This is a genomic window from Pseudomonas sp. GXZC, from assembly GCF_026967615.1.
GTDB classification, from domain to species: domain Bacteria; phylum Pseudomonadota; class Gammaproteobacteria; order Pseudomonadales; family Pseudomonadaceae; genus Aquipseudomonas; species Aquipseudomonas azotoformans_A.
In genome coordinates this window covers 1,251,441-1,269,824 of record NZ_CP114115.1, presented here as the reverse complement: position 1 = coordinate 1,269,824, position 18,384 = coordinate 1,251,441, and the positions used below count along the sequence as shown (strand labels likewise).

16 protein-coding genes, 1 pseudogene and 1 riboswitch are annotated in these 18,384 nt (G+C 61.0%); of the genes and pseudogenes, 7 read left to right on the top strand and 10 right to left on the bottom strand.

Going from position 1 to position 18,384, the window contains the following annotated elements; translation table 11 throughout:
- Positions 1-51 precede the first annotated feature (51 nt).
- The 5 genes from OZ428_RS05955 to OZ428_RS05935 form a co-directional block, all read right to left on the bottom strand.
- Positions 52-2,781, bottom strand: coding sequence for a LuxR C-terminal-related transcriptional regulator (locus OZ428_RS05955; protein ID WP_269132874.1), 2,730 nt, complete (start codon positions 2,779-2,781; stop codon positions 52-54).
- Between the two features lie 186 nt (positions 2,782-2,967).
- The gene (locus OZ428_RS05950; protein WP_133074634.1) at positions 2,968-4,332 is read right to left on the bottom strand and encodes a DUF1329 domain-containing protein; all 1,365 of its coding nucleotides are present in this window, start codon (positions 4,330-4,332) and stop codon (positions 2,968-2,970) included.
- A gap of 28 nt (positions 4,333-4,360) precedes the next feature.
- Positions 4,361-6,259 (bottom strand): DUF1302 domain-containing protein, encoded by a 1,899-nt coding sequence (locus OZ428_RS05945; protein ID WP_269132873.1) that lies wholly within the window; start codon positions 6,257-6,259, stop codon positions 4,361-4,363.
- Positions 6,260-6,590: 331 nt separating this feature from the next.
- Positions 6,591-8,273, bottom strand: a complete 1,683-nt coding sequence (locus OZ428_RS05940) for a fatty acid--CoA ligase (RefSeq protein WP_269132872.1) — start codon at positions 8,271-8,273, stop codon at positions 6,591-6,593.
- A gap of 131 nt (positions 8,274-8,404) precedes the next feature.
- The gene (locus OZ428_RS05935) at positions 8,405-9,037 is read right to left on the bottom strand and encodes a LysE family translocator (protein ID WP_016978297.1); all 633 of its coding nucleotides are present in this window, start codon (positions 9,035-9,037) and stop codon (positions 8,405-8,407) included.
- Between the two features lie 85 nt (positions 9,038-9,122).
- Between OZ428_RS05935 and OZ428_RS05930 the strand changes: the two genes are divergently transcribed.
- The 3 genes from OZ428_RS05930 to OZ428_RS05920 all read left to right on the top strand — a co-directional run bounded on the left by OZ428_RS05930 (position 9,123) and on the right by OZ428_RS05920 (position 11,962).
- Complete coding sequence (locus OZ428_RS05930; protein WP_133074638.1) at positions 9,123-10,088, top strand: 2-hydroxyacid dehydrogenase; 966 nt, start codon at positions 9,123-9,125, stop codon at positions 10,086-10,088.
- Positions 10,089-10,118: 30 nt separating this feature from the next.
- Entirely contained in the window at positions 10,119-11,117 is a 999-nt protein-coding gene (locus OZ428_RS05925; protein WP_133074639.1) for a class I SAM-dependent methyltransferase, read from the top strand.
- Between the two features lie 50 nt (positions 11,118-11,167).
- Positions 11,168-11,289, top strand: a riboswitch (yybP-ykoY riboswitch).
- Between the two features lie 88 nt (positions 11,290-11,377).
- On the top strand, positions 11,378-11,962 hold the full coding sequence (locus OZ428_RS05920; RefSeq protein WP_016978300.1) for a TMEM165/GDT1 family protein: 585 nt from the start codon (positions 11,378-11,380) through the stop codon (positions 11,960-11,962).
- Positions 11,963-12,083: 121 nt separating this feature from the next.
- On the opposite strand, the gene OZ428_RS05915 is transcribed toward OZ428_RS05920, so the two are convergent.
- Entirely contained in the window at positions 12,084-12,902 is an 819-nt protein-coding gene (locus tag OZ428_RS05915; RefSeq protein ID WP_038849881.1) for a M48 family metallopeptidase, read from the bottom strand.
- Positions 12,903-13,080: 178 nt separating this feature from the next.
- Between OZ428_RS05915 and OZ428_RS34600 the strand changes: the two are divergent.
- Positions 13,081-14,424, top strand: a pseudogene (locus OZ428_RS34600) (HAMP domain-containing protein); the annotation flags it as partial.
- 15 nt (positions 14,425-14,439) lie between these two features.
- On the top strand, positions 14,440-15,282 hold the full coding sequence (locus OZ428_RS34595; RefSeq protein WP_371317952.1) for a methyl-accepting chemotaxis protein: 843 nt from the start codon (positions 14,440-14,442) through the stop codon (positions 15,280-15,282).
- On the opposite strand, the gene OZ428_RS05905 is transcribed toward OZ428_RS34595, so the two are convergent.
- From OZ428_RS05905 to OZ428_RS05895, 3 genes are read right to left on the bottom strand one after another with little or no spacing between them, the layout of a single operon-like run.
- The gene (locus OZ428_RS05905) at positions 15,279-15,899 is read right to left on the bottom strand and encodes an SOS response-associated peptidase (RefSeq protein WP_133074641.1); all 621 of its coding nucleotides are present in this window, start codon (positions 15,897-15,899) and stop codon (positions 15,279-15,281) included. The genes OZ428_RS34595 and OZ428_RS05905 overlap by 4 nt on opposite strands.
- 36 nt (positions 15,900-15,935) lie before the next feature.
- Complete coding sequence (locus OZ428_RS05900) at positions 15,936-16,196, bottom strand: putative signal transducing protein (protein WP_003171843.1); 261 nt, start codon at positions 16,194-16,196, stop codon at positions 15,936-15,938.
- Positions 16,197-16,207: 11 nt separating this feature from the next.
- On the bottom strand, positions 16,208-16,390 hold the full coding sequence (locus OZ428_RS05895; RefSeq protein ID WP_177112875.1) for a CPXCG motif-containing cysteine-rich protein: 183 nt from the start codon (positions 16,388-16,390) through the stop codon (positions 16,208-16,210).
- A 132-nt stretch (positions 16,391-16,522) separates the two neighbouring features.
- Here OZ428_RS05895 and OZ428_RS05890 point away from each other — a divergent pair, with 132 nt between their 5' ends.
- Complete coding sequence (locus tag OZ428_RS05890) at positions 16,523-17,686, top strand: 1-acyl-sn-glycerol-3-phosphate acyltransferase (protein WP_269132870.1); 1,164 nt, start codon at positions 16,523-16,525, stop codon at positions 17,684-17,686.
- A gap of 3 nt (positions 17,687-17,689) precedes the next feature.
- Here the strand turns inward: OZ428_RS05890 and OZ428_RS05885 are convergent, their stop codons facing one another.
- Complete coding sequence (locus tag OZ428_RS05885; RefSeq protein WP_061435340.1) at positions 17,690-17,947, bottom strand: hypothetical protein; 258 nt, start codon at positions 17,945-17,947, stop codon at positions 17,690-17,692.
- Between the two features lie 182 nt (positions 17,948-18,129).
- Here OZ428_RS05885 and OZ428_RS05880 point away from each other — a divergent pair, with 182 nt between their 5' ends.
- A complete protein-coding gene (locus OZ428_RS05880; RefSeq protein ID WP_033899405.1) occupies positions 18,130-18,339 on the top strand; it encodes a hypothetical protein in 210 nt (69 codons plus the stop codon).
- Positions 18,340-18,384 lie beyond the last annotated feature (45 nt).

Genomic DNA, 18,384 nt, shown 5'->3' with positions numbered 1-18,384 from the left:
CGGGCAGGTATCGCCAGAATAATTGCACCATTAAAACAGACTGGGGCGTCCCTAGCCGATCAACCTCAGCTCCTGTGCCCTCGCCACGGCCTGGGTACGCCGCTCCACACCCAGCTTGCTGTTGATGTGGCTGGCGTGAGTCTTGACCGTGTGCAGAGAGATGAACAGCCGGTTGCTAATCTCCTGGTTCGAACAGCCCTGGGCGATCAATTGCAACACCGCCAGCTCCCGCGTGCTCAACGTCTCATGGGTTGAAACGGCCTCCACCACCACGACCGACGGCAACAACGCCAGCAGGCTCTGATTCAGCAGCCCATGGGGATCTTTGGCAAGCTGCTCACGCATCCAGTCTGGATGAGTCTCCAGCAAACGCTGGAAGGGTTGCAGCGCGCCACCCATGCCGGCCTCCAGGGCCTGGGCAAACACCGGGCGCGCCTTGGCCTCCTGGCCGTCCTCCAGCAGCAGTTGCACCCGCTGGGTCAGGGCCATCAGCGCGATCATCTGACGCCCGCTGTTGTGCGCCTGTTGCGCCAGTTCTTCAAGGCGCTGCAACGCCGCAGCAGGTTGATGGCGAGTCGCGTCCAACGCAGCCTGTTGCAGCCCGATATGCTGCGGCAGGTGTGGGTGGAACTCCGGCGCGGCAGCAGCGTGTTCGCCGTTGTAGGTTTGCCCCAGGCGCGTCAACCAGGCATCGGCCAGGTCGGTGCGGCCCTGGGCCAGCCACAGCTCGCACTTGATCAGGGTGATCATTGCCAGGTAGTAGATCGGCGGCACGTCCCAGATATGCATCAGGCGTTCGGCCTCGGCCAGTTCGGCGAAAGCTTTGGCAAAGTCACCCCGGCGACCCTCGAAATTGGCGATCACACAATGGCCGATCAACACACTTATATCGCGGCAAGCGCGGGCTTCAGCAAGACCGGTGCGCAAACGGGCAAGGCCCGCTTCGGGCTGGAGCCGCACCAGCAACAAAAAACCCTCGTAAAGCGATAACCGTGCACGCACCGCGTACAAGCGCTGCGGCGCCAGGCCGTGCAGGCGTTGCAGGCCCTGGCGCACTTCATCCAGGGAACGCAGGATCTCGCCGCGCGCCTGCAATACCCGCGCACGGTCGTAATGGGCCAGGGCTTCGAACAAGGGGTTGCCGACGCGCTGCGCCAGTTCCAGGGATTCACGATTCAAGCCCCGTGCACGCCACAGGTCGGCATCGACAATGGCCAGGTTGGACAAGGTCGACAAACACATCAACCGTTGGCCATAACGCCGTTGCGGCAAGCTTTCCAGCGCCTCGCTGCAATAGCGCTGGGTCAGTTCGCGATCGCCCCGACCACGGGCGATGATCCCGCTCAACGCGAGCCACTGGGCCAGCATCGATTTTTGCGCAGTGGCCGACGGCGCCGGCAGGAAGCGGCTGAGGTAGCTGGACAGCTCCTCCGCCGCATCCAGTTGGCAGGCCAGGCCCAAGGCCCAGCTGTAGAGCACGATCAAGCGCGGCGTGCTGATCAATAGGCTGTCAGGCAAGTCCATTTTCCAGCGCAGCAACATGCCCACGTTCTGCTCGGCCAACAGTTGTTCTTCGGAAAGGTTTTGTACCAGATTCGCAGCCACATCCAGGTGACCGGCGCGCAACGCCTGCTCCACCGCCTCGTCGATCAAACCTTGGGCATTGAACCAGCGACACGCACGCAGGTGCAGGCTGGCCGCCGGCAGCACGTTGCTGCTGGCGCGCCGCGTGCGCAGCAAGTCTGAAAATAGATGGTGATAACGGTACCAATGCCCCTGCTCGTCAAGCGGCACCAGGAACACTTGGTGCGCCTGCAGGTAATGCAGGATTTCGGCGCTGTCGTGGGCTTCACGCACCGCGTCGCAGAGTTCGCTGCAAAAACGGTCCTGAGGGGCGGTGTCGTACAAAAATGCCTGCACTTCGGTCGGCAGGCAGTCGATGACTTCTTCCAGCAGGTAATCGCGGATCAGCCCTTCGCCGCCGTGCAGGCTCTGCGGCAAGGCGCCATCGCTGCCAGCCTCGGAGGCGGCCAGTAGCCAGAAACGCAGGCCGGCGACCCAGCCTTCGCTGCGGCGGATCAGGTTGTCGAGGGCTTCGCCGCGCAAGGAACTGCTGTGGCGATCCAGCACGGCCAGTGATTCCTCGTGCGTCAGACGCAGATCCTGTTCGTGCAGTTCCAGCAGGTGACGCGACAACCGCAGCCGCGCGAGATGCCAGTCCGGCCGCTGGCGGCTGGTGACCAATACCACCAAACCATCAGGCAAATGATTGAGGAAAAACTGCAGGCAACGGTCAAGCACCGGCCCCTGGGCCAGATGGTAATCATCCAGCACCAGCAATAACGGCGCGCGGGTGGACAACTGCACCGCCAGCTCGTCGAGCAGGCCATCGAGCCATTCTTCAAAGGCAAAGGGTTGATGACGCTGACGCATTTTCAGCAGGCCCAGGGATTGGGCGCCGAGTTGCGGGAAGAATTGCTGCAAACCGTCGAGCAGGCGTTCGAGGAAACGCCCAGGGTCGTTGTCTCGTGGGCTGAGGCCCAGCCACAGGCTTTGCCAATGGGCCGGCAAGCTCTGGCAGAACTCCACCGCCAATGAACTCTTGCCGAAACCAGCCGGTGCACTGACCAGTAACAGTCGCCCTTCCAGCCCGGCGCTCAGGCGTTCGCACAGGCGCGGGCGCAGGACGTAGCCGTCAGGCAGCGGTGGCCTGTAGAAGCGACCTTCCAGGGTCGGGATTACCGCACTGGCAGGCCCTTGGATTCGGGACAGATCAGTCATCGCCGGGCTCTTGTAGAAGGCTGTTGTCGGCATTGCAGATGTCCGCAGACTAGCGGTAAAAGCCGCCGGTTTGTAGATCTTTGCTACAAATGACTGAAAAAGAACTGCGACAAAAAAATACGCGCACAAAAAAGCCCCGAACCGGTCGGGGCTTCTTTGCGAGGATGCGGCCTCGGTTAACGCACGTTAGCGAACACCATCCTGGCGCAGGGCCGCCGGGGTGAAGTCGCTGGTGGTGGCGGTGAAGCCAAAGTCATACGCCTGTTTCTCTTCGTTCTTCATGCCCAGCGCCAGGTAACGGCCGGACTGCAGGTCGTAGAGGGTTTCCAGGGCGTACCACGGCACTTGCTTGTCGTAGTAGTTCTCGGCATGGGCTTCCGCCACGCGCCACAGTTGGCCACGACCGTCGTAGTGGTCGATGACCGCTGCTTGCCAGGTGTCTTCGTCGATGAAGAAGTCACGCTTGGCATAGATGTGGCGCTGGCCTTCCTTCAAGGTGGCGACCACGTGCCAGACGCGACGCAACTCGTAGCGGGTCAGGTCCTGGTTGATGTGGCCGGCCTTGATGATGTCGGCGTACTTGAGCTTCGGATCATCGATCTTGTAGCTGTTGGAGGCGATGTAGATTTCTTTCTTGCCGTCCAGCTTCCAGTCGTAGCGATCCGGCGCACCGTTGTACATGTCGAGGTTGTCGGAGGTACGCAGGCCGTCGGCTGCGGTGCCTGGCCCGTCATAGGACACTTGCGGCGCCCGGCGCACACGGCGCTGGCCGGCGTTGTAGACCCAGGCCGAACGCGGCTCCTTCACCTGGTCCAGGGTTTCGTGCACCAGCAGCACACCACCGGCCAGACGTGCCGGCGCGGTCACTTGCTGCTTGAAGTAGAACAGCACGTTGCCCGGATTTTTCGGGTCGAAGTCTTTCATCTTGTCGCGGAATACGAACTGGTCGCGGAAGTACACCAGGCTGTACGAGCCGTTGGTTTGCGGTGTGGCCTGAGTCACCAGGCGGGTCACGCTGCCGCCGCGATAACGGGTGATGTGGTTCCAGATCACTTCTACGCCGCTTTTCGGGATCGGAAATGGCACGGCGGTTTCGAAATTTTCCAGGCCATTGCCGCCAGACACCAGGTTGGTGGTGGTGGCGTTCTTCTTGATGGCTGCGAACACATCCGCCGGCACGGTAGCGCCACGATGGGTCGGATAGACCGGCATCTTGAAGGTGTCCGGGTAGCGCTTGAACATCGCGTACTGCCCCGGCGCCAGCTTGTCCTTGTACTGCTCGACGTTGGCCGCGGTGATGGTGAATTGCGGTTGTTCACTGGCGTACGGGTTGGCCAGGAATCCACGGGCGTCGACAGCGCCGGCGTTGGTGGGCAGCGGTGACCATTTAGGAATGGTGCCTGCGGCGTTACCGGCCATTTCAGCGCCCATCGGCGTCAGGGTCGTGCCCAGCTTGGCGGCTTCATCCGCCGACACTGCCGCCATGACGTTGCTCGCCAGGATCGACAGCCCAAGCACACCCACGTGCAACAGACTTTTAGTTATTTTCATGTTCTGGTCTTCCTGAAATGCAGTGTGCTTAGAAGTTGGCGCCGAAGCTCAAAGCGACGAAGTCGCGGTCATCCACCGTACTGAACTTGCCACCAAAGAAGTTGGTGTAGGCCAGGCTGGCGGTGTAGGTGTTCTGATACTCGGCATCCAGGCCCAGGCTGACCGCCTTGCGACCTTCTTCGAAGTTACCGCCAGGGCCTGGCGAATAACCTTTTACGTCGTGAGACCACGCAACGTTAGGCTTGAGGTTCACACCCGCGAAGACGTCCGGGTATTCCCAGATTGCACGACCACGGTAGCCCCAAGAGGTGGCTGTGGTGAAACCATCGTTGTCGCAGTACTTGGACATATTGCTCGCATCGGTACCGGGCCCTGCGCCGCCGATAGTCGATGGGTTGAGAATCTGTGAGCAGGTATTACGCGCGCCTGTCGAAGGCAATGCACCAGGACCAAAGACCGGGTCTCGACCATAACGGACATCCGATTTACTTTCGAGGCCACCGACATGGGTGACTCCCAACTCACCCACCAGGGTTAAGCGACTGGCGCCCATCACTTGATCGAAGAAGTGCGTCAAGGTGGTCTGGAACTGAGTGATTTCTTTACGACGGTAGCCGTTCAAGTCCTGGCCAGGACTGCCTTTGAGCAAAGAGGCATTGCTCAAGCCAAACGCAGCAGGCAGGTCCCGGACGCCGGCATACAGGATGTCCGTGGTGTTCAGTTGCACAGGCGCGTTAGGACGATAGCTGATCTCGCCACTCCAGGCGGTGCCAGTAGGCAGCGTGGTCGAAAAGCTCAGACCGTACAGGCGGATATCTTCCGGGTATTCAACGAAATACTTGGAGTTACCCGCAATAAATACCGGGGCCAGAGCGCCAAAGGCCGGCGCCCTTGCGTAGGCGGATGCCGGAGCCGCCGTCGCGCTGAAAATCGGTGCACGGCTGTGGTAGTTCATGAAGTAGGCGCCGAATTCAGTGTCCAGCGGCTCGAAGTTGTAGTGCATGGCCACGCCGAATTGGCCGCCGTCGCGCGCCTCGCGATCTTTGGTGCGACGAACCAGTGTGCCCTCTTCGTTGGTATCAATCCCCAGAGCGTTGAACGCTGCCAATGCCCCCGGGCCACCTGGTTGTCCAGCGATGGTCGAGCGCTTGGCAAGCAGGCGCAGATTGTCATCACAGCCTTTGGAGACCACATCTGGCTGCGAGAAGAACGTCCCGCAGTTATCCGTCACCGTCTGCTGCCAATCCAATTGGTAAAACGCTTCTGCCGATAGATTATCGGTCAGCGTTTGCGACACGTAGAACATGTTGACTGGAATCAGGCCTTCCTTGATTTCGGCCCCTGGGCGTCGGAACGCCGAAACGTCAATCGGGTTGACCGAGTTGATGCCGCCACCAATGAAGGTGCTTTCACCCCAGCTCACAACTTGCTTGCCAAACCGCACAGACCCTGGCTCATCGGCGATTGAGTAGTTGTGATAAATGAATGCGTCGAGTATCTGCCCGCCAGACGAGCGAGCGCCCTGCTGGCGGCCTTTGTCGCTGATATCCTTGAACTCGCGGCTTTCGTCCTTGAGTTCAAAGTCATACCAATACTTACCTCGCACAAACACACCGGTATCGCCGTACTTCAGTTCCAGATCATGGATGCCCTTGAAGATCTTCGAGAAGGTCTCCCCACGCTTGAAGTTCAAGTGGCCGTCATCGGAAGTCTGGGACAAACCCCTGCCACCGTTGTTGACACCGATCAGATCGCGGTTGGCCTTCGCTGTCGACCAACTGGCCCCCACGGAAAGCGACGAGTCAAAACTCCCTTCGATTTCACCAATGTTGAAACTGACGCCGAATGCGGGCCCGGCGAGCGTAGAAGCGAGACTGACGGCCAGGGGCAGTCTTGCCCGGCGCCAGAACTGGTTTACTGAGGTCATCGACGCTACTCCATGTGCATTATTGTTATGGCAGTGAGTTCTTTCTGTGATGCATGTAACGGCCGGAATACAACGATTCCAATGCCGCTCGGCAGCCGAGCCCCCATGGCCCGTAGCGGAACATCCTTGAAAAACTCTGGAAGGGACTATAGCCAGCAGGGGGTAGTGCTTGATCCCTCTAAAGTGTGATTTGCATCACCGACCCGTCTGCCACGACCCTTTCGCCACGTCGGCGGAAGCCGACGCGGCAAGGATGGCTGAAAATTGGCAAATCACAAGTAAAGGCGCCAGATAGAGCATTGCCGTGCCCGAACGGGCACGGCGAGGGGCGTCAGAGGGTGGACAGGAAGGTGCTGTTATTGGCCTGCCATTCGATGATGTCGATGCGGATACGTTTTTTGTCGAGCTTGCCGACACTGGTCTTGGGAATTTCCGTAACAACGGCAATCTGGCTCGGAATCGCCCACTTGCTCAAGTGGCCGAGTTCCACGAACGGCTTGAGGTGTTCCTTGAGCTCACGGGCCCCTATCACATGGCCATCACGCACCACCAGCAAGGCAAACGGGCGCTCGCCCCACTGCGGGTCGGCGATGCCCACCACCGCTACTTCGCGTACCGCCGGGTGACGGCTGACCAGGTCTTCGAGGGCCAGGGAGGAGATCCACTCGCCGCCGGTCTTGATCACATCCTTGATGCGGTCGCGGATGTCGATCACGCCGAAGGCATCCAGCGTGGCGACGTCGCCGGTGTGCATCCAGCCGCCTTCCCACAGCTCGGCGCCTTTTTGCGGCTCGTTGAAATAGCCTTCGCTGAGCCATGGCGCGCGCAGCACCAGCTCACCCTGGGACTCGCCGTCAGCGGGCAAGAAGTTTCCATCACCGTCGATGATCGCCGCCTCCACCAACGGCCCGGGCACGCCAGCCTTGATGCGGTAAGTGGTGCGTTCATCCTCGCTGCCAGCCATCAGTTCTTCGTTGAGGTGGGCGCAGGACACCAATGGCCCGGTCTCGGACATGCCGTAGGCGGCGGTCAACTGAATGCCACGGGCCTTGGACGCTTCGTACAGCGAACGGTTAAGCGCACTGCCGCCGATGACGATTTTCCAGCCACCGAAATCCACGTCCTGAGCCGCCTTGGCGTTGAGCACCATTTGCAGGATGGTCGGTACGCAGTGGGAGAAGGTGACCTTTTCCTTGCGCCACAACTCCACCAGATATTCCGGGTCGTAGCGGCCAGGATAGACCTGCTTCAGGCCCAACATGGTCGCCACGTACGGCAAGCCCCAGGCGTGCACGTGGAACATCGGCGTGATCGGCATATACACGTCATTGGTGCCCAGCAACCGCACGCTGTCGACACTGCCCATGATGGTCGCCACGCCCATGGTGTGCAGCACCAACTGGCGGTGGGTGAAATACACGCCCTTGGGGTTGCCGGTGGTGCCGGTGGTGTAGAAGGTGGTGGCGACGGAGTGTTCGTCGAAGTCCTGGAAGTCGTACTTCGGGCTGGCGGCGGCCAGCAGGGTTTCGTACTCGCCCACCAGGTTGGGCAGTTCGGCGGTCTTGGACTCGCCGTCGGTAAGCAGCAGGGTCTTGTCGACCGTGGTCAACTGCCCGGCAATGGCCTGGTAAAGCCCCACGAACTCACTGTTGACCAGCACAAAGCGGTCCTCGGCGTGGTTCATGGTGTAGAGGATCTGCTCCGGCGACAGGCGCACGTTGATGGTGTGGATTACCGCGCCAATCATCGGGATGGCGAACATGCATTCCAGGTAACGGTGGCTGTCCCAGTCCATCACGGCCACGGTATCACCGGCCTTCACGCCCGCGTCAGTCAGCACATTGGCCAGGCGCGCAACACGCTCGATCAAGGTGGGGTAGGTGTAGCGCAGTTTGTCGCGGTAGACGATTTCCCGGGTCTTTTCATAGCGGGTGCCGGACATCAACAGGCGTTTGATCAACAGCGGGTATTGGTACGCACCTTCGGCGGGCGGAATGACGCGGGTCTGCAACATACGAATCCCTTTTATGACTGCACGGTCTTGGCTGAAAGAACTGCACTGTAGAGCGCATATGTTTCAGCCAAATCAGCCAAAGGAATGATTTGTAGAAGCCAATGGATGCTAGCTTTGCGCCAGCATCCAGCCTATTTCATGCTGGTGAATGCCAGCTTCACGCCGATGGCAATCAACACCGCGCCCATGGTCCGATCAAACCAGTGCCCCATCCGCGCAAACCCGGCGCGCACGCGCTGTTGGCTGAACAGCATGGCCACCAGGCAGAACCACAGCGCCGTCGCCACCGCCAGGTACACGCCGTAACCGGCCTGGATCGCCAGCGGTGTGTGGGGGTTGATCACCACGGTGAACAATGACAGGAAAAACAGCGTGGCCTTGGGGTTCAAGCCATTGGTCACGAAACCGGCAGTAAACGCGCCACGCGGGGTGCGCTCGCCGGCTTCGCGGTGCAACTCGCCTTCAGCGACAGGCTTGGCCGGCTGCGCGCGCAGGGCCTTGAAGCCGATGTACAGCAGGTAGGCGGCGGCCGCCCATTTCAGGGCGTTGAACAGCACGATGGACTGGGACACGATCAAGCCGATACCGAGCAACGAATAACCCACGTGCAGGAAAATCGCCGAACCGACGCCCAGCGCAGTCCAAGTGCCAGCGCGACGGCCGTGGGTCACGCTTTCACGCACCACCACCGCGAAATCCGGGCCGGGGCTGGCCACCGCCAACAAGTGAATCAGGGCTACGGTCAAGAACTCGGCGGCGTACATGCTCACTCCAATTAAGTAACTGATTATTTCATCTGATAGGCTCGGGAGATTACGCCTTCGAACCCTGTCGCAAAAGGTACAGTTGATGACGAACAATCGCCGCGCCGTCTTCCTTGATCACCCGTCCCTGGACCTGGGGGACCTCGACCTCAGCGAGCTGCGAGACAGCTTCAGCGAGTTGCAGTTGTTTACCGGCACCACGCCGCAGAACGTGATTGAACGCGTGCAAGGCGCCCACGTGGTCATCAGCAATAAGATCGCGCTCAGTACCGAAACCCTGGCGGCTTGCCCGGAACTCAAGCTGATCCTGGTGTCGGCCACCGGCACCAATAACGTCGACCTCGACGCCGCACGTGCCCACGGCATCACCGTGAGCAACTGCCAGGGCTACGGCACGCCGTCGGTGGCGCAGCACACGATCATGCTGTTGCTCAACCTGGCGACGCGCTTGAAGGATTATCAACGGGACGTCAGCGCCGGCAAGTGGCAGGAAGCCAAGCAGTTCTGCCTGCTGGACCACCCGATTGTCGAGCTGGAAGGCAAGACCCTCGGCCTGCTCGGTCATGGCGAATTGGGCGGCGCCGTCGCGCGACTGGCTGAAGCGTTCGGCATGCGTGTTGTGCTCGGCGCTATTCCAGGCCGACCAGCCCGTGCGGACCGCGTGCCGCTGGATGAACTGCTGGCGCAGGTGGACGCACTCACCCTGCACTGCCCACTCAACGAACACACCCGCGACTTTATCGGCGCCCGTGAACTGGCGCTGCTCAAGCCTGGCGCGTTTGTGGTCAATACGGCGCGTGGTGGCTTGATCAACGAGCAGGCCCTGGCGGACGCCTTGCGCAGCGGCCATCTGGGCGGCGCGGCCACCGATGTGCTGAGCGTGGAGCCGCCGGCGAATGGCAACCCACTGTTGGCCGGTGATATCCCTCGGCTGATCGTCACCCCGCACAACGCCTGGGGCAGTCGCGAAGCGCGCCAGCGCATCGTCGGCCAACTGGCGGAAAACGCCCGGGGCTTTTTCAACGGGGCCCCGCTGCGCGTCGTCAGTTGATAAACTGCGCCCCTTTTCAAGGAGCAGACCATGGATCCGCGCAGTGAAGTACTGCTTCGTCAGGCCGAACTTTTTCAAGGCAACCTGCTGCTGGTGGGGTTGCCTGCCGACGACCTGCTGGGTCGCCTGCCCAATGCCCACGGCTGGTGCTGGCATGCCGGCGATCAGGCGGCACTCGACGCACGTTTCCCCGAGCGCAGCCAGTTTGGCGTGAACGTGCCGGAGCGGGCGTTTGATGTGGCGGTGATCTTCCTGCCCAAGTCCAAGGACCTCACCGACTACCTGCTCAACGCCGTGGCCTCGCGCTTGCCCGGCGCCGAGGTGTTTTTGGTCGGCGAGAAGAAAGCCGGAATCGAAAGCGCCGCCAAGCAGCTGATCCCCTTCGGCAAACCGCGCAAGCTCGACAGTGCGCGGCATTGCCAGCTGTGGCAGATCACCGTGGCCAACGCCCCGCAGGCGGTCGAGCTGGAGAGCCTCGCCCAGGTCTTCGACGTGCCGCTGGCCGAGGGCCCGCTCAAAGTGGTGAGCCTGCCAGGCGTGTTCAGCCACGGGCGCCTGGATCGTGGTACCGAGTTGTTGCTGGAGCATCTGGACAAACTGCCAAGCGGCCATTTGCTGGACTTCGGTTGTGGCGCGGGCGTGCTGGGGGCTGCGGTCAAACGTCGCTACCCGCACAACACGGTGACGATGCTCGACGTGGACGCCTTCGCCGCCGCCAGCAGTCGCTTGACCCTGGCCGCCAATGGTCTGGAAGCCGAGGTGTTGACCGGTGATGGCATCGACGCAGCACCGATGGGTTTGAACGCGATTTTGAGCAACCCGCCGTTCCATGTTGGCGTACACACCGATTATTTCGCCACTGAAAACCTGCTGCGAAAAGCGGCGAAACACCTGGCAAAAGGTGGCGAACTTCGCCTTGTCGCCAACAGCTTCCTTAAGTACCAGCCGCTGATCGAAGAGCACCTGGGCGTGTGCGCAATCAAGGCCGAGGGCAATGGTTTTCGCATCTACCGCGCCAAGCGCGGCTGACGGGCGTTTGAAAAAGAAGGCTTGCCGAATGGGTTTTGCCTAGGCAGAATCCGCTCCGTCCTAGGGGAGTAGTCTCCCACGAGCGCCACGCTCGTCCGGCATACGTCAACATACTTGGTCAGCAGACCATGGCGTATGCGACCCAGGAGTCCGCACAGACGGACCGGGGTTTGACAAGACCTATGACACGCACACCTTACCCGGGGCGGGAAGGCTGTACGTGTCATAGCCGTGTCGACCCGCCCCTGGAAACCTACCTGATGCTGGATTCACTACTCGTTCCTACCGCAATCGTTGCCTTGGCCGAAATCGGCGACAAGACGCAACTGCTCGCGCTCATCCTGGCCGCACGCTTTCGCAAACCCTGGCCGATCATCGCCGGCATCGTCGCCGCGACCCTGGCCAACCATGCGGCCGCCGGTGCCGTGGGGGCCTGGTTCGGCAGTTTCTTCTCGGATGCGGTGTTGCACTGGATCCTCGCGGCGAGCTTCTGCGCCACGGCCTTGTGGACCCTGGTGCCCGACAAACTCGACGATGACGAAGCCAGTACCACGCGCAAATTCGGTCCGTTCCTGACCACGCTGATCGCGTTCTTCCTCGCGGAAATCGGTGACAAGACGCAGATCGCCACGGTGATGCTGGCGGCGCAGTACCCGGAGTTGTGGCTGGTGATTATCGGGACGACCCTGGGCATGCTGATTGCCAACGTACCGGTGGTCCTGGCGGGAAATTTTGCGGCGGAGAAACTGCCGTTGACGCTGATTCGTCGACTGGCGGCGTCGGCGTTCTTCATCCTGGCGATTGTGGCGGTTTACAAGGCCATGCAGAGCAGCGGTTGGATCTAAATCTGTAAACCCGATCCCTGTGGGAGCTGGCTTGCCTGCGATGGCAGCAACCCGGTGCAACTGAAAGACCGAGCCGCCTGCATCGCGGGCAAGCCCGGCTCCCACATTGATCTGCGTTAACTCAGGACTTTTTGGCCTGCTGGTACAGCGGCATCACCTTCGGAATCGCCGCCTGCAACGAGGCGATTCGGCTGTCGGACGCTGGGTGAGTACTCATGAACTCCGGCGGCGCACCTTCCGAGGCTTTAGCCATTTTGTTCCACAAGGTGATGGCAGCGTTCGGGTTGTAACCGGCACGGGCCGACAGCTCCAGGCCGATCAGGTCCGCTTCGTTTTCATTGCTGCGGCTGTTGGGCAAGGTCATGCCGTAGTTGGCCACGGTATCGGCCAATGCCAGGCTGTCCTGGCCGAGGCCGAACAAGGCACCGGCGCCCTGCTTGGCCATCTCGATGCCGTAGGCCTTGGACATGGCTTCACGGCCGTGTTCACGCAAGGCGTGGGCGATTTCATGGCCCATCACAGCGGCCAGTTCGTCATCGGTGAGCTTGAGGTTGTCGATCAAGGCGCTGTACACGAAGATTTTGCCGCCAGGCCCGCAGTTGGCGTTCATCTCGTCGCTCTTGATCAGGTTCACTTCCCACTTCCACTGCGCAGCATCCGCTCGGAAGGTCGGCGCCTGGGCGATCAAGCGGTTGGCGATGGCCTGCACGCGCTTGGCGTTGGCACTGGTCTTGTCCACCTGGCCTTTGCTATTGGCTTCGCCCAACGTCTGCTGGTAGGACTGGGCATACATCTGGTCGACTTCCTGACTCGACAGCATGCTGAACATGTACTGCTTGCGCTCAACCCCAACGGCGCCGCCGCTGGTGGTGTTGACCGACTGACACCCGGCCAGCAGCATCGCTGCAACCAGGCCGCTAACTGCCAATGACTTCTTCATGAACCTCTCCCTGAAAACACGCCCTTAAAACATGGCGCGTATCGTAGGCGCTCGTTTGTATCGACGCCAGATACACCAGACGTGTAACCGCTGATTTTCGGATACATCCCACCGCCCCCACAACGGCGGCGGGCATTCCATTTGCGACGCTCCAAACATTTTTGTAGGACAAGCCCTAATGCCCTGCGCGCCCGTGGCCGATACAAAAAGGCGGATTCTCTCCCCTGTGCCCGGAGCCTTCATGAAATTCAAGTCGATCCAATTTTCTGTCGCGGCACTGGCCGGGGCGATTGTCCTGAGCGTGGTCGCGGTGCTGGTGCTGTACGCCTTGTTTGCCGGAGCGCGGACCCAAGAGATGGTGCAGGATCGCACCCAGGTGCAGTTTGAACAGATCATCGAGCAACGCCTGACCGCCCTGGCCCAGACCCAGGCCACCCTGATCCAGCGCGAACTCGAAGCACCGCTGGTGACCGCCAAGAGCCTGGCTACCGCCAACGCCCTGCTCGGCATGAAAGACGCCAAGGGCGAGCCGGCCCTGCAAGTCGGCCGAGAGCAATTGATCAACCTGCTGCATGAAACCGTGGTGCGCAACCCGAAGATCCTCGGCGCCTACATTGGCTGGGAGCCCAACGCGATCGATCGTAACGACGCGGCCTATGTGAACAGCCCCATTGTCGGCATGGCCGCCGACGGCCGCTTCCTGCCGTGGTGGTATCGCAACGCCGATGGCAGCCTGGGCCTGGACAAGCTTGCCGACGTCAACGACCAGAACATCCTCTCCACCGGCGTACGCGCCAGTGAGTACTACCTGTGCTCCAAGGAAAACAAAAAGGCCTGCGCCATCGACCCCGCCCCATATAAGGTGGGCAATGCGATGGTGATGCTGGCTTCGTTCATCGAGCCGATCATGATCGACGGCGCGTTCCAAGGCATCGTCGGTGCCGACCTGTCGGTGAACTTCATCCAGGACATGCTCACCAGCGCCGATCAAAAACTCTACAACGGCGCGGGTGAACTGGCGCTGATCTCCAGCAACGGCCGCCTGGTGGCCTACACCAAGGACGCCAGCAAGCTCGGCGAAAAGGCCACCGACCTGCTCGACAGCAACGAACTGGCGAACCTCGGCCAACTGAAAGTCGGCGAAGTGCGCTACGACATCGACAAGGAACACGGGCACATCGAGCTGTTCCTGCCGTTCAATATCGGCCAGGCCGACGCGCGCTGGACGCTGATGTTGCAACTACCACTCAGCGCCGTGATGGCTGATTCGCAGAAGCTGCAAAGCGACCTGGAAGCCCAGCGCAAGACCGACATTTTCGGCATGACCATCGCCGGTCTGCTGATCGCGGGTATTGGTTTGCTGGTGATCTGGCTGGTCGGCCACGGCATTGCCCGTCCGCTCAAGCAAATGGTGGCCATGCTCAATGATATCGCCCAGGGCGAAGGTGACCTGACGCGGCGCCTGACCAGTGACCGTGCCGATGAACTCGGTGCGATTGCCAGCGGTTTCAACACCTTCCTGATCAAGCTGCAGGGCATGATTACCCAGGTGGTGAGTTCGGTGCAGAAAGTCAGCGACTCCTCGGAACACACCGCCGACATCGCGATCCGTACCAATCAGGGCGTGCATAAGCAGATGGTGGAAATCGATCAGGTCGCCACCGCTGTGCATGAAATGACCGCCACTGCGCAAGATGTTGCGCGCAACGCCACCCAGGCCGCCCAAGCTGCCAGCCATGCCGACCAGGCCGCCAGCCAAGGCATGCGCATCGTGCGCGACACCTCCACCTCTATCGGCGCATTGGCCGAGGAAATCGGCAAAGCGGTGAGCGTGGTGCAAACCCTGGCCAAGGACAGCGAGAACATCAACGCCATCCTCACCGCGATTCGCGGGATTGCCGAACAGACCAACCTGCTGGCGCTCAACGCCGCCATCGAAGCAGCACGGGCCGGTGAGCAAGGTCGTGGATTTGCGGTGGTCGCCGACGAAGTGCGCAACCTGGCGCAGAAGACCCAAAAGGCCACTGAAGAAATCCAGACCATGATCCAGCAGTTGCAACAAGGCACGCGGGACGTGGTGCGGGTGATGGAGGACAGCCAGAACCGCACCGATGAAAGCGTGCAACACGCCGCCAAGGCGGCCGAAGCGCTGGAGACGATCACCCAGGCCGTCTCGGTGATCAACGACATGAACACCCAGATCGCCAGTGCCGCCGAGGAACAGAGCGCGGTGGCCGAGGACATTAACCGTAACGTGATCAATATCGGCCAGGTGGCCAATGAAGTGGCGGGCGGCGCGGATGAATCCAGCGCGGCCAGTGCAGACTTGACCAAGCTGGCGGAGCAGCAGCGCCGGCTGATCAATCAGTTCAAGGTCTAAGCCGGGGTCAGGCACTCCGGCCCATTGAGCTTGGGATCGTTGACCATGTTGGCCAGCACCCGTTCGCGCAACGCGACGGGTTCACTGGCCAGCAGGCCTTGCAATACATGCAACGGCGTCTCGGGATCGAGCCAGGCTGCCTGCCCGGCCTCATCCAGAATCAGCGGGCGACGCTGGGCCTGCGCGGCCTGGGTCACCACCGCCGTACTCAGCCACACCTGCTCCTGCACCGGATACGCTTCCCAGATCGCGGCGAAAAACAGCGTGGAGCCCTCCCCCGGCGTCAGCCAGTACGGGCGTTTGCGCTGGGTGCCGCGCCATTCGTAGAACCCATTGGCGGGCAGCAGGCAACGCCGCAGACGGAATGCTTCGCGGAACATCGGTTGTTCGGCCAGGGTTTCGGCGCGGGCATGGGCGGGCGTGCGGGAAAGATCGGTCAACCACGGCGGCGTGAGGCCCCAGCGGGCGCGGGCCAGGGTGCGCTGACCGTCGGTGACACGCTGGATCAGCACCGAATCATTCGGGGAAATATTCCACTGGGCCTGCTGGTCGGCCGGGAAGCCCGGCAAGGCAGCAAAGGCGGGGTTCCAGCGAAACAGGGCATAACGTCCACACATGGGGCAACACGACTCTTGGGTAAACCGACCGACAGCCTAACAGACCAGCACATCGGGGAAGCTGTCGGGTTCGTCACCGGGTAGCGGCTGTGCGCCGATATAGGCAGTAATCAGCTCACGGGCGTCCACGGCGCGGTCGTTGTCCACCTCCAGGCCCAGCAGGCCGAAAATAGGCAATTCGCCGGTGCCGCCGAGCAAATGACGGCCCACCAGATGCGCCTCGATGCCCTCGCTGGCGAGCATCTGTTGCAGCAACTCGCCTTCCATCAGGTTTTCCGGTTCGTAGATTCGCTGCATGGGTGTATCCGTTATTCGTTTTCGCTTCGGGTTTCGAGCATCCACTCTTCCCCATGTACCTGCAGATCGAAAATGATCGGCCGGCAACAGACCTGGCAGTCTTCGATATAGCGCTGGTCACCGCCAGATAAATCCACAGTTGTCTCGACCACTTCACCGCAATAAGGACAATCGTACGTCGCGTTTTCCAGCATCGCAGCCTCCAAGGTGACTTGTGCGTATAATCGCCGGTCTATTGACAGGGCTATTTTCGGCTGAGGCCATTCCTCAGTCCGCCCCCTGGTATTTCCTTTACTTACCCTAGCCGTTTCTAACAAGAGAGCATGATGGGCGAATTCGATACCATCCGACCTTACAACGACAGCGAAGTCCCGGCAGTGCTGGCACGTCTGTTCAGTGACAAGGCCTTTCTGGACATCCTGACCCACTTCCGCTTCCCGCGCTTTGCCGGCGCCCTGGGCTGGCTGCTCAAGCCGATGATCGCCCGCAAACTGCGCCGCGAGTTCGCTGGCGTCACCACCGTGGCCACGCTGCAGGACAAAGTCGAGTACTACGTCGACCACACCATTGATCGGGCGACCGACGGTGTAACCTACACGGGTGTCGAGCAGCTCAAGTCCGGCACGGCATACCTGTTCCTGGCCAACCACCGCGATATCGTGATGGACCCGGCCTTCGTCAACTACGCCGTGTACCACGCCGGCCTGCCGACACCGCGTATCGCTATCGGCGACAACCTGTTGCAAAAGCCGTTTGTCAGCGACCTGATGCGCCTGAACAAGAGCTTCATCGTGCACCGCTCGATCACCGGGCGCAAAGAGAAGATGGCGGCCTATCAGCTGCTGTCGGCGTACATCAACCATTCAATCCGCAACGACGGTGCGTCGATCTGGATCGCCCAGGCCGAAGGGCGCGCCAAGGATGGGGACGATCGCACCGAGTCGGCGATCCTCAAGATGTTCCACGTCAGCCGCAAGGATGAGCCGTTTGCCGAGGTGATCCAGTCGCTGAACCTGACGCCAGTGTCCATCAGCTACGAATACGACCCGTGCGATTCAGCCAAGGCCCGCGAACTGTACATCCGCGCCACCACCGGCACCTACAGCAAGGCGCCGGGCGAGGATGACGTGAGCATTGCCCTGGGCATCACCGGCTACAAAGGCCGCGTGCATGTGAACTTCGCGCCGCCGATCACTGAGCGCTTCGAAGACACCAAGCTGCTGGCCGCAGAGATGGACCGGCAGATTCTCGGCGGTTATCGCCTGTTCCCGGTGCATTACCTGGCCTACGCCCAGTGGAGCGATGCCGACCCGCAATTGCAGGTGCCGACCGCCGCCGAAGTGTTCCCGGCGGACGAACTGGCCAAGGCCAAGGCAGAGTGGGAGCGGCGCTTGAACGAATGCCCGGCCGAGCACCGCCCCTTCCTGGTGGTGCAATATGCAACGCCGGTGCGTAATCAGTATCGGGTCAAGGCCGGGATTGCCCTTTAAGGCTTAGAGGCGGGTGCTGAGCCAGGAGATGGCCAGCGCCAGCCCCAGGCAGGCGAACCCGATGCGGTAAGCCAGACGATGCGCCCGTTCGGTGCGCACATCCAGAAACAACATCGGTTGGTCGATCGCACGGTCTTCACCTTGCGCGGTCAGGTCGGCCAGTGCGCGCTGTTCGCGCAGGCGAGTAAGGAACAGCAGCGCAGCGCCCGGACAGGCCACTGCTAACGCAACAACATTGGTCAATAATGCGGGCAGCGCCATCGCAAACCTCGGTAAAACAGTGTTTTGGTATCGGTTCAGATACAAACCTGAACGATAGTGGCCTCCGGCGCCGTAAATGCTCCCTCCCCCATTGACGGGTAATGTATCCAGTAATTTACGCCGTCACCTGAACGTCACCTTAACAAGCCACTCTGTTGCCCTTCGACGCTTAGGAGCTTGTCATGCTGCACGCGCAAAACCAGGATCGGCTGTATCTGATCGCCCAAAGTGATGAGCAAGAAGCACTGGTCGGCGGCCTCGCCTTCAACGTCCAGGACCGCCACTGGCTGGTGTATTGCGCCCTCGGCGGACACCAGCATGCGGACTTGCCGGAGACCGATCTGCTGACAGGGGTGAGCCTGCTGGATTTCTGTATCGACAGCGCCGCATGAAACTGGAGACGAAAAAAAGCCGGGCTCATCAATGAGCCCGGCTTT

Bases quoted from the DNA above. Each gene is read 5' to 3' on its own strand.
- OZ428_RS05955 (WP_269132874.1), bottom strand. From the start codon at position 2,781: ATGACTGATCTGTCCCGAATCCAAGGGCCTGCCAGTGCGGTAATCCCG.
- OZ428_RS05950 (WP_133074634.1), bottom strand. From the start codon at position 4,332: ATGAAAATAACTAAAAGTCTGTTGCACGTGGGTGTGCTTGGGCTGTCG.
- OZ428_RS05945 (WP_269132873.1), bottom strand. From the start codon at position 6,259: ATGACCTCAGTAAACCAGTTCTGGCGCCGGGCAAGACTGCCCCTGGCC.
- OZ428_RS05940 (WP_269132872.1), bottom strand. From the start codon at position 8,273: ATGTTGCAGACCCGCGTCATTCCGCCCGCCGAAGGTGCGTACCAATAC.
- OZ428_RS05935 (WP_016978297.1), bottom strand. From the start codon at position 9,037: ATGTACGCCGCCGAGTTCTTGACCGTAGCCCTGATTCACTTGTTGGCG.
- OZ428_RS05930 (WP_133074638.1), top strand. From the start codon at position 9,123: ATGACGAACAATCGCCGCGCCGTCTTCCTTGATCACCCGTCCCTGGAC.
- OZ428_RS05925 (WP_133074639.1), top strand. From the start codon at position 10,119: ATGGATCCGCGCAGTGAAGTACTGCTTCGTCAGGCCGAACTTTTTCAA.
- OZ428_RS05920 (WP_016978300.1), top strand. From the start codon at position 11,378: ATGCTGGATTCACTACTCGTTCCTACCGCAATCGTTGCCTTGGCCGAA.
- OZ428_RS05915 (WP_038849881.1), bottom strand. From the start codon at position 12,902: ATGAAGAAGTCATTGGCAGTTAGCGGCCTGGTTGCAGCGATGCTGCTG.
- OZ428_RS34595 (WP_371317952.1), top strand. From the start codon at position 14,440: ATGATTACCCAGGTGGTGAGTTCGGTGCAGAAAGTCAGCGACTCCTCG.
- OZ428_RS05905 (WP_133074641.1), bottom strand. From the start codon at position 15,899: ATGTGTGGACGTTATGCCCTGTTTCGCTGGAACCCCGCCTTTGCTGCC.
- OZ428_RS05900 (WP_003171843.1), bottom strand. From the start codon at position 16,196: ATGCAGCGAATCTACGAACCGGAAAACCTGATGGAAGGCGAGTTGCTG.
- OZ428_RS05895 (WP_177112875.1), bottom strand. From the start codon at position 16,390: ATGCTGGAAAACGCGACGTACGATTGTCCTTATTGCGGTGAAGTGGTC.
- OZ428_RS05890 (WP_269132870.1), top strand. From the start codon at position 16,523: ATGGGCGAATTCGATACCATCCGACCTTACAACGACAGCGAAGTCCCG.
- OZ428_RS05885 (WP_061435340.1), bottom strand. From the start codon at position 17,947: ATGGCGCTGCCCGCATTATTGACCAATGTTGTTGCGTTAGCAGTGGCC.
- OZ428_RS05880 (WP_033899405.1), top strand. From the start codon at position 18,130: ATGCTGCACGCGCAAAACCAGGATCGGCTGTATCTGATCGCCCAAAGT.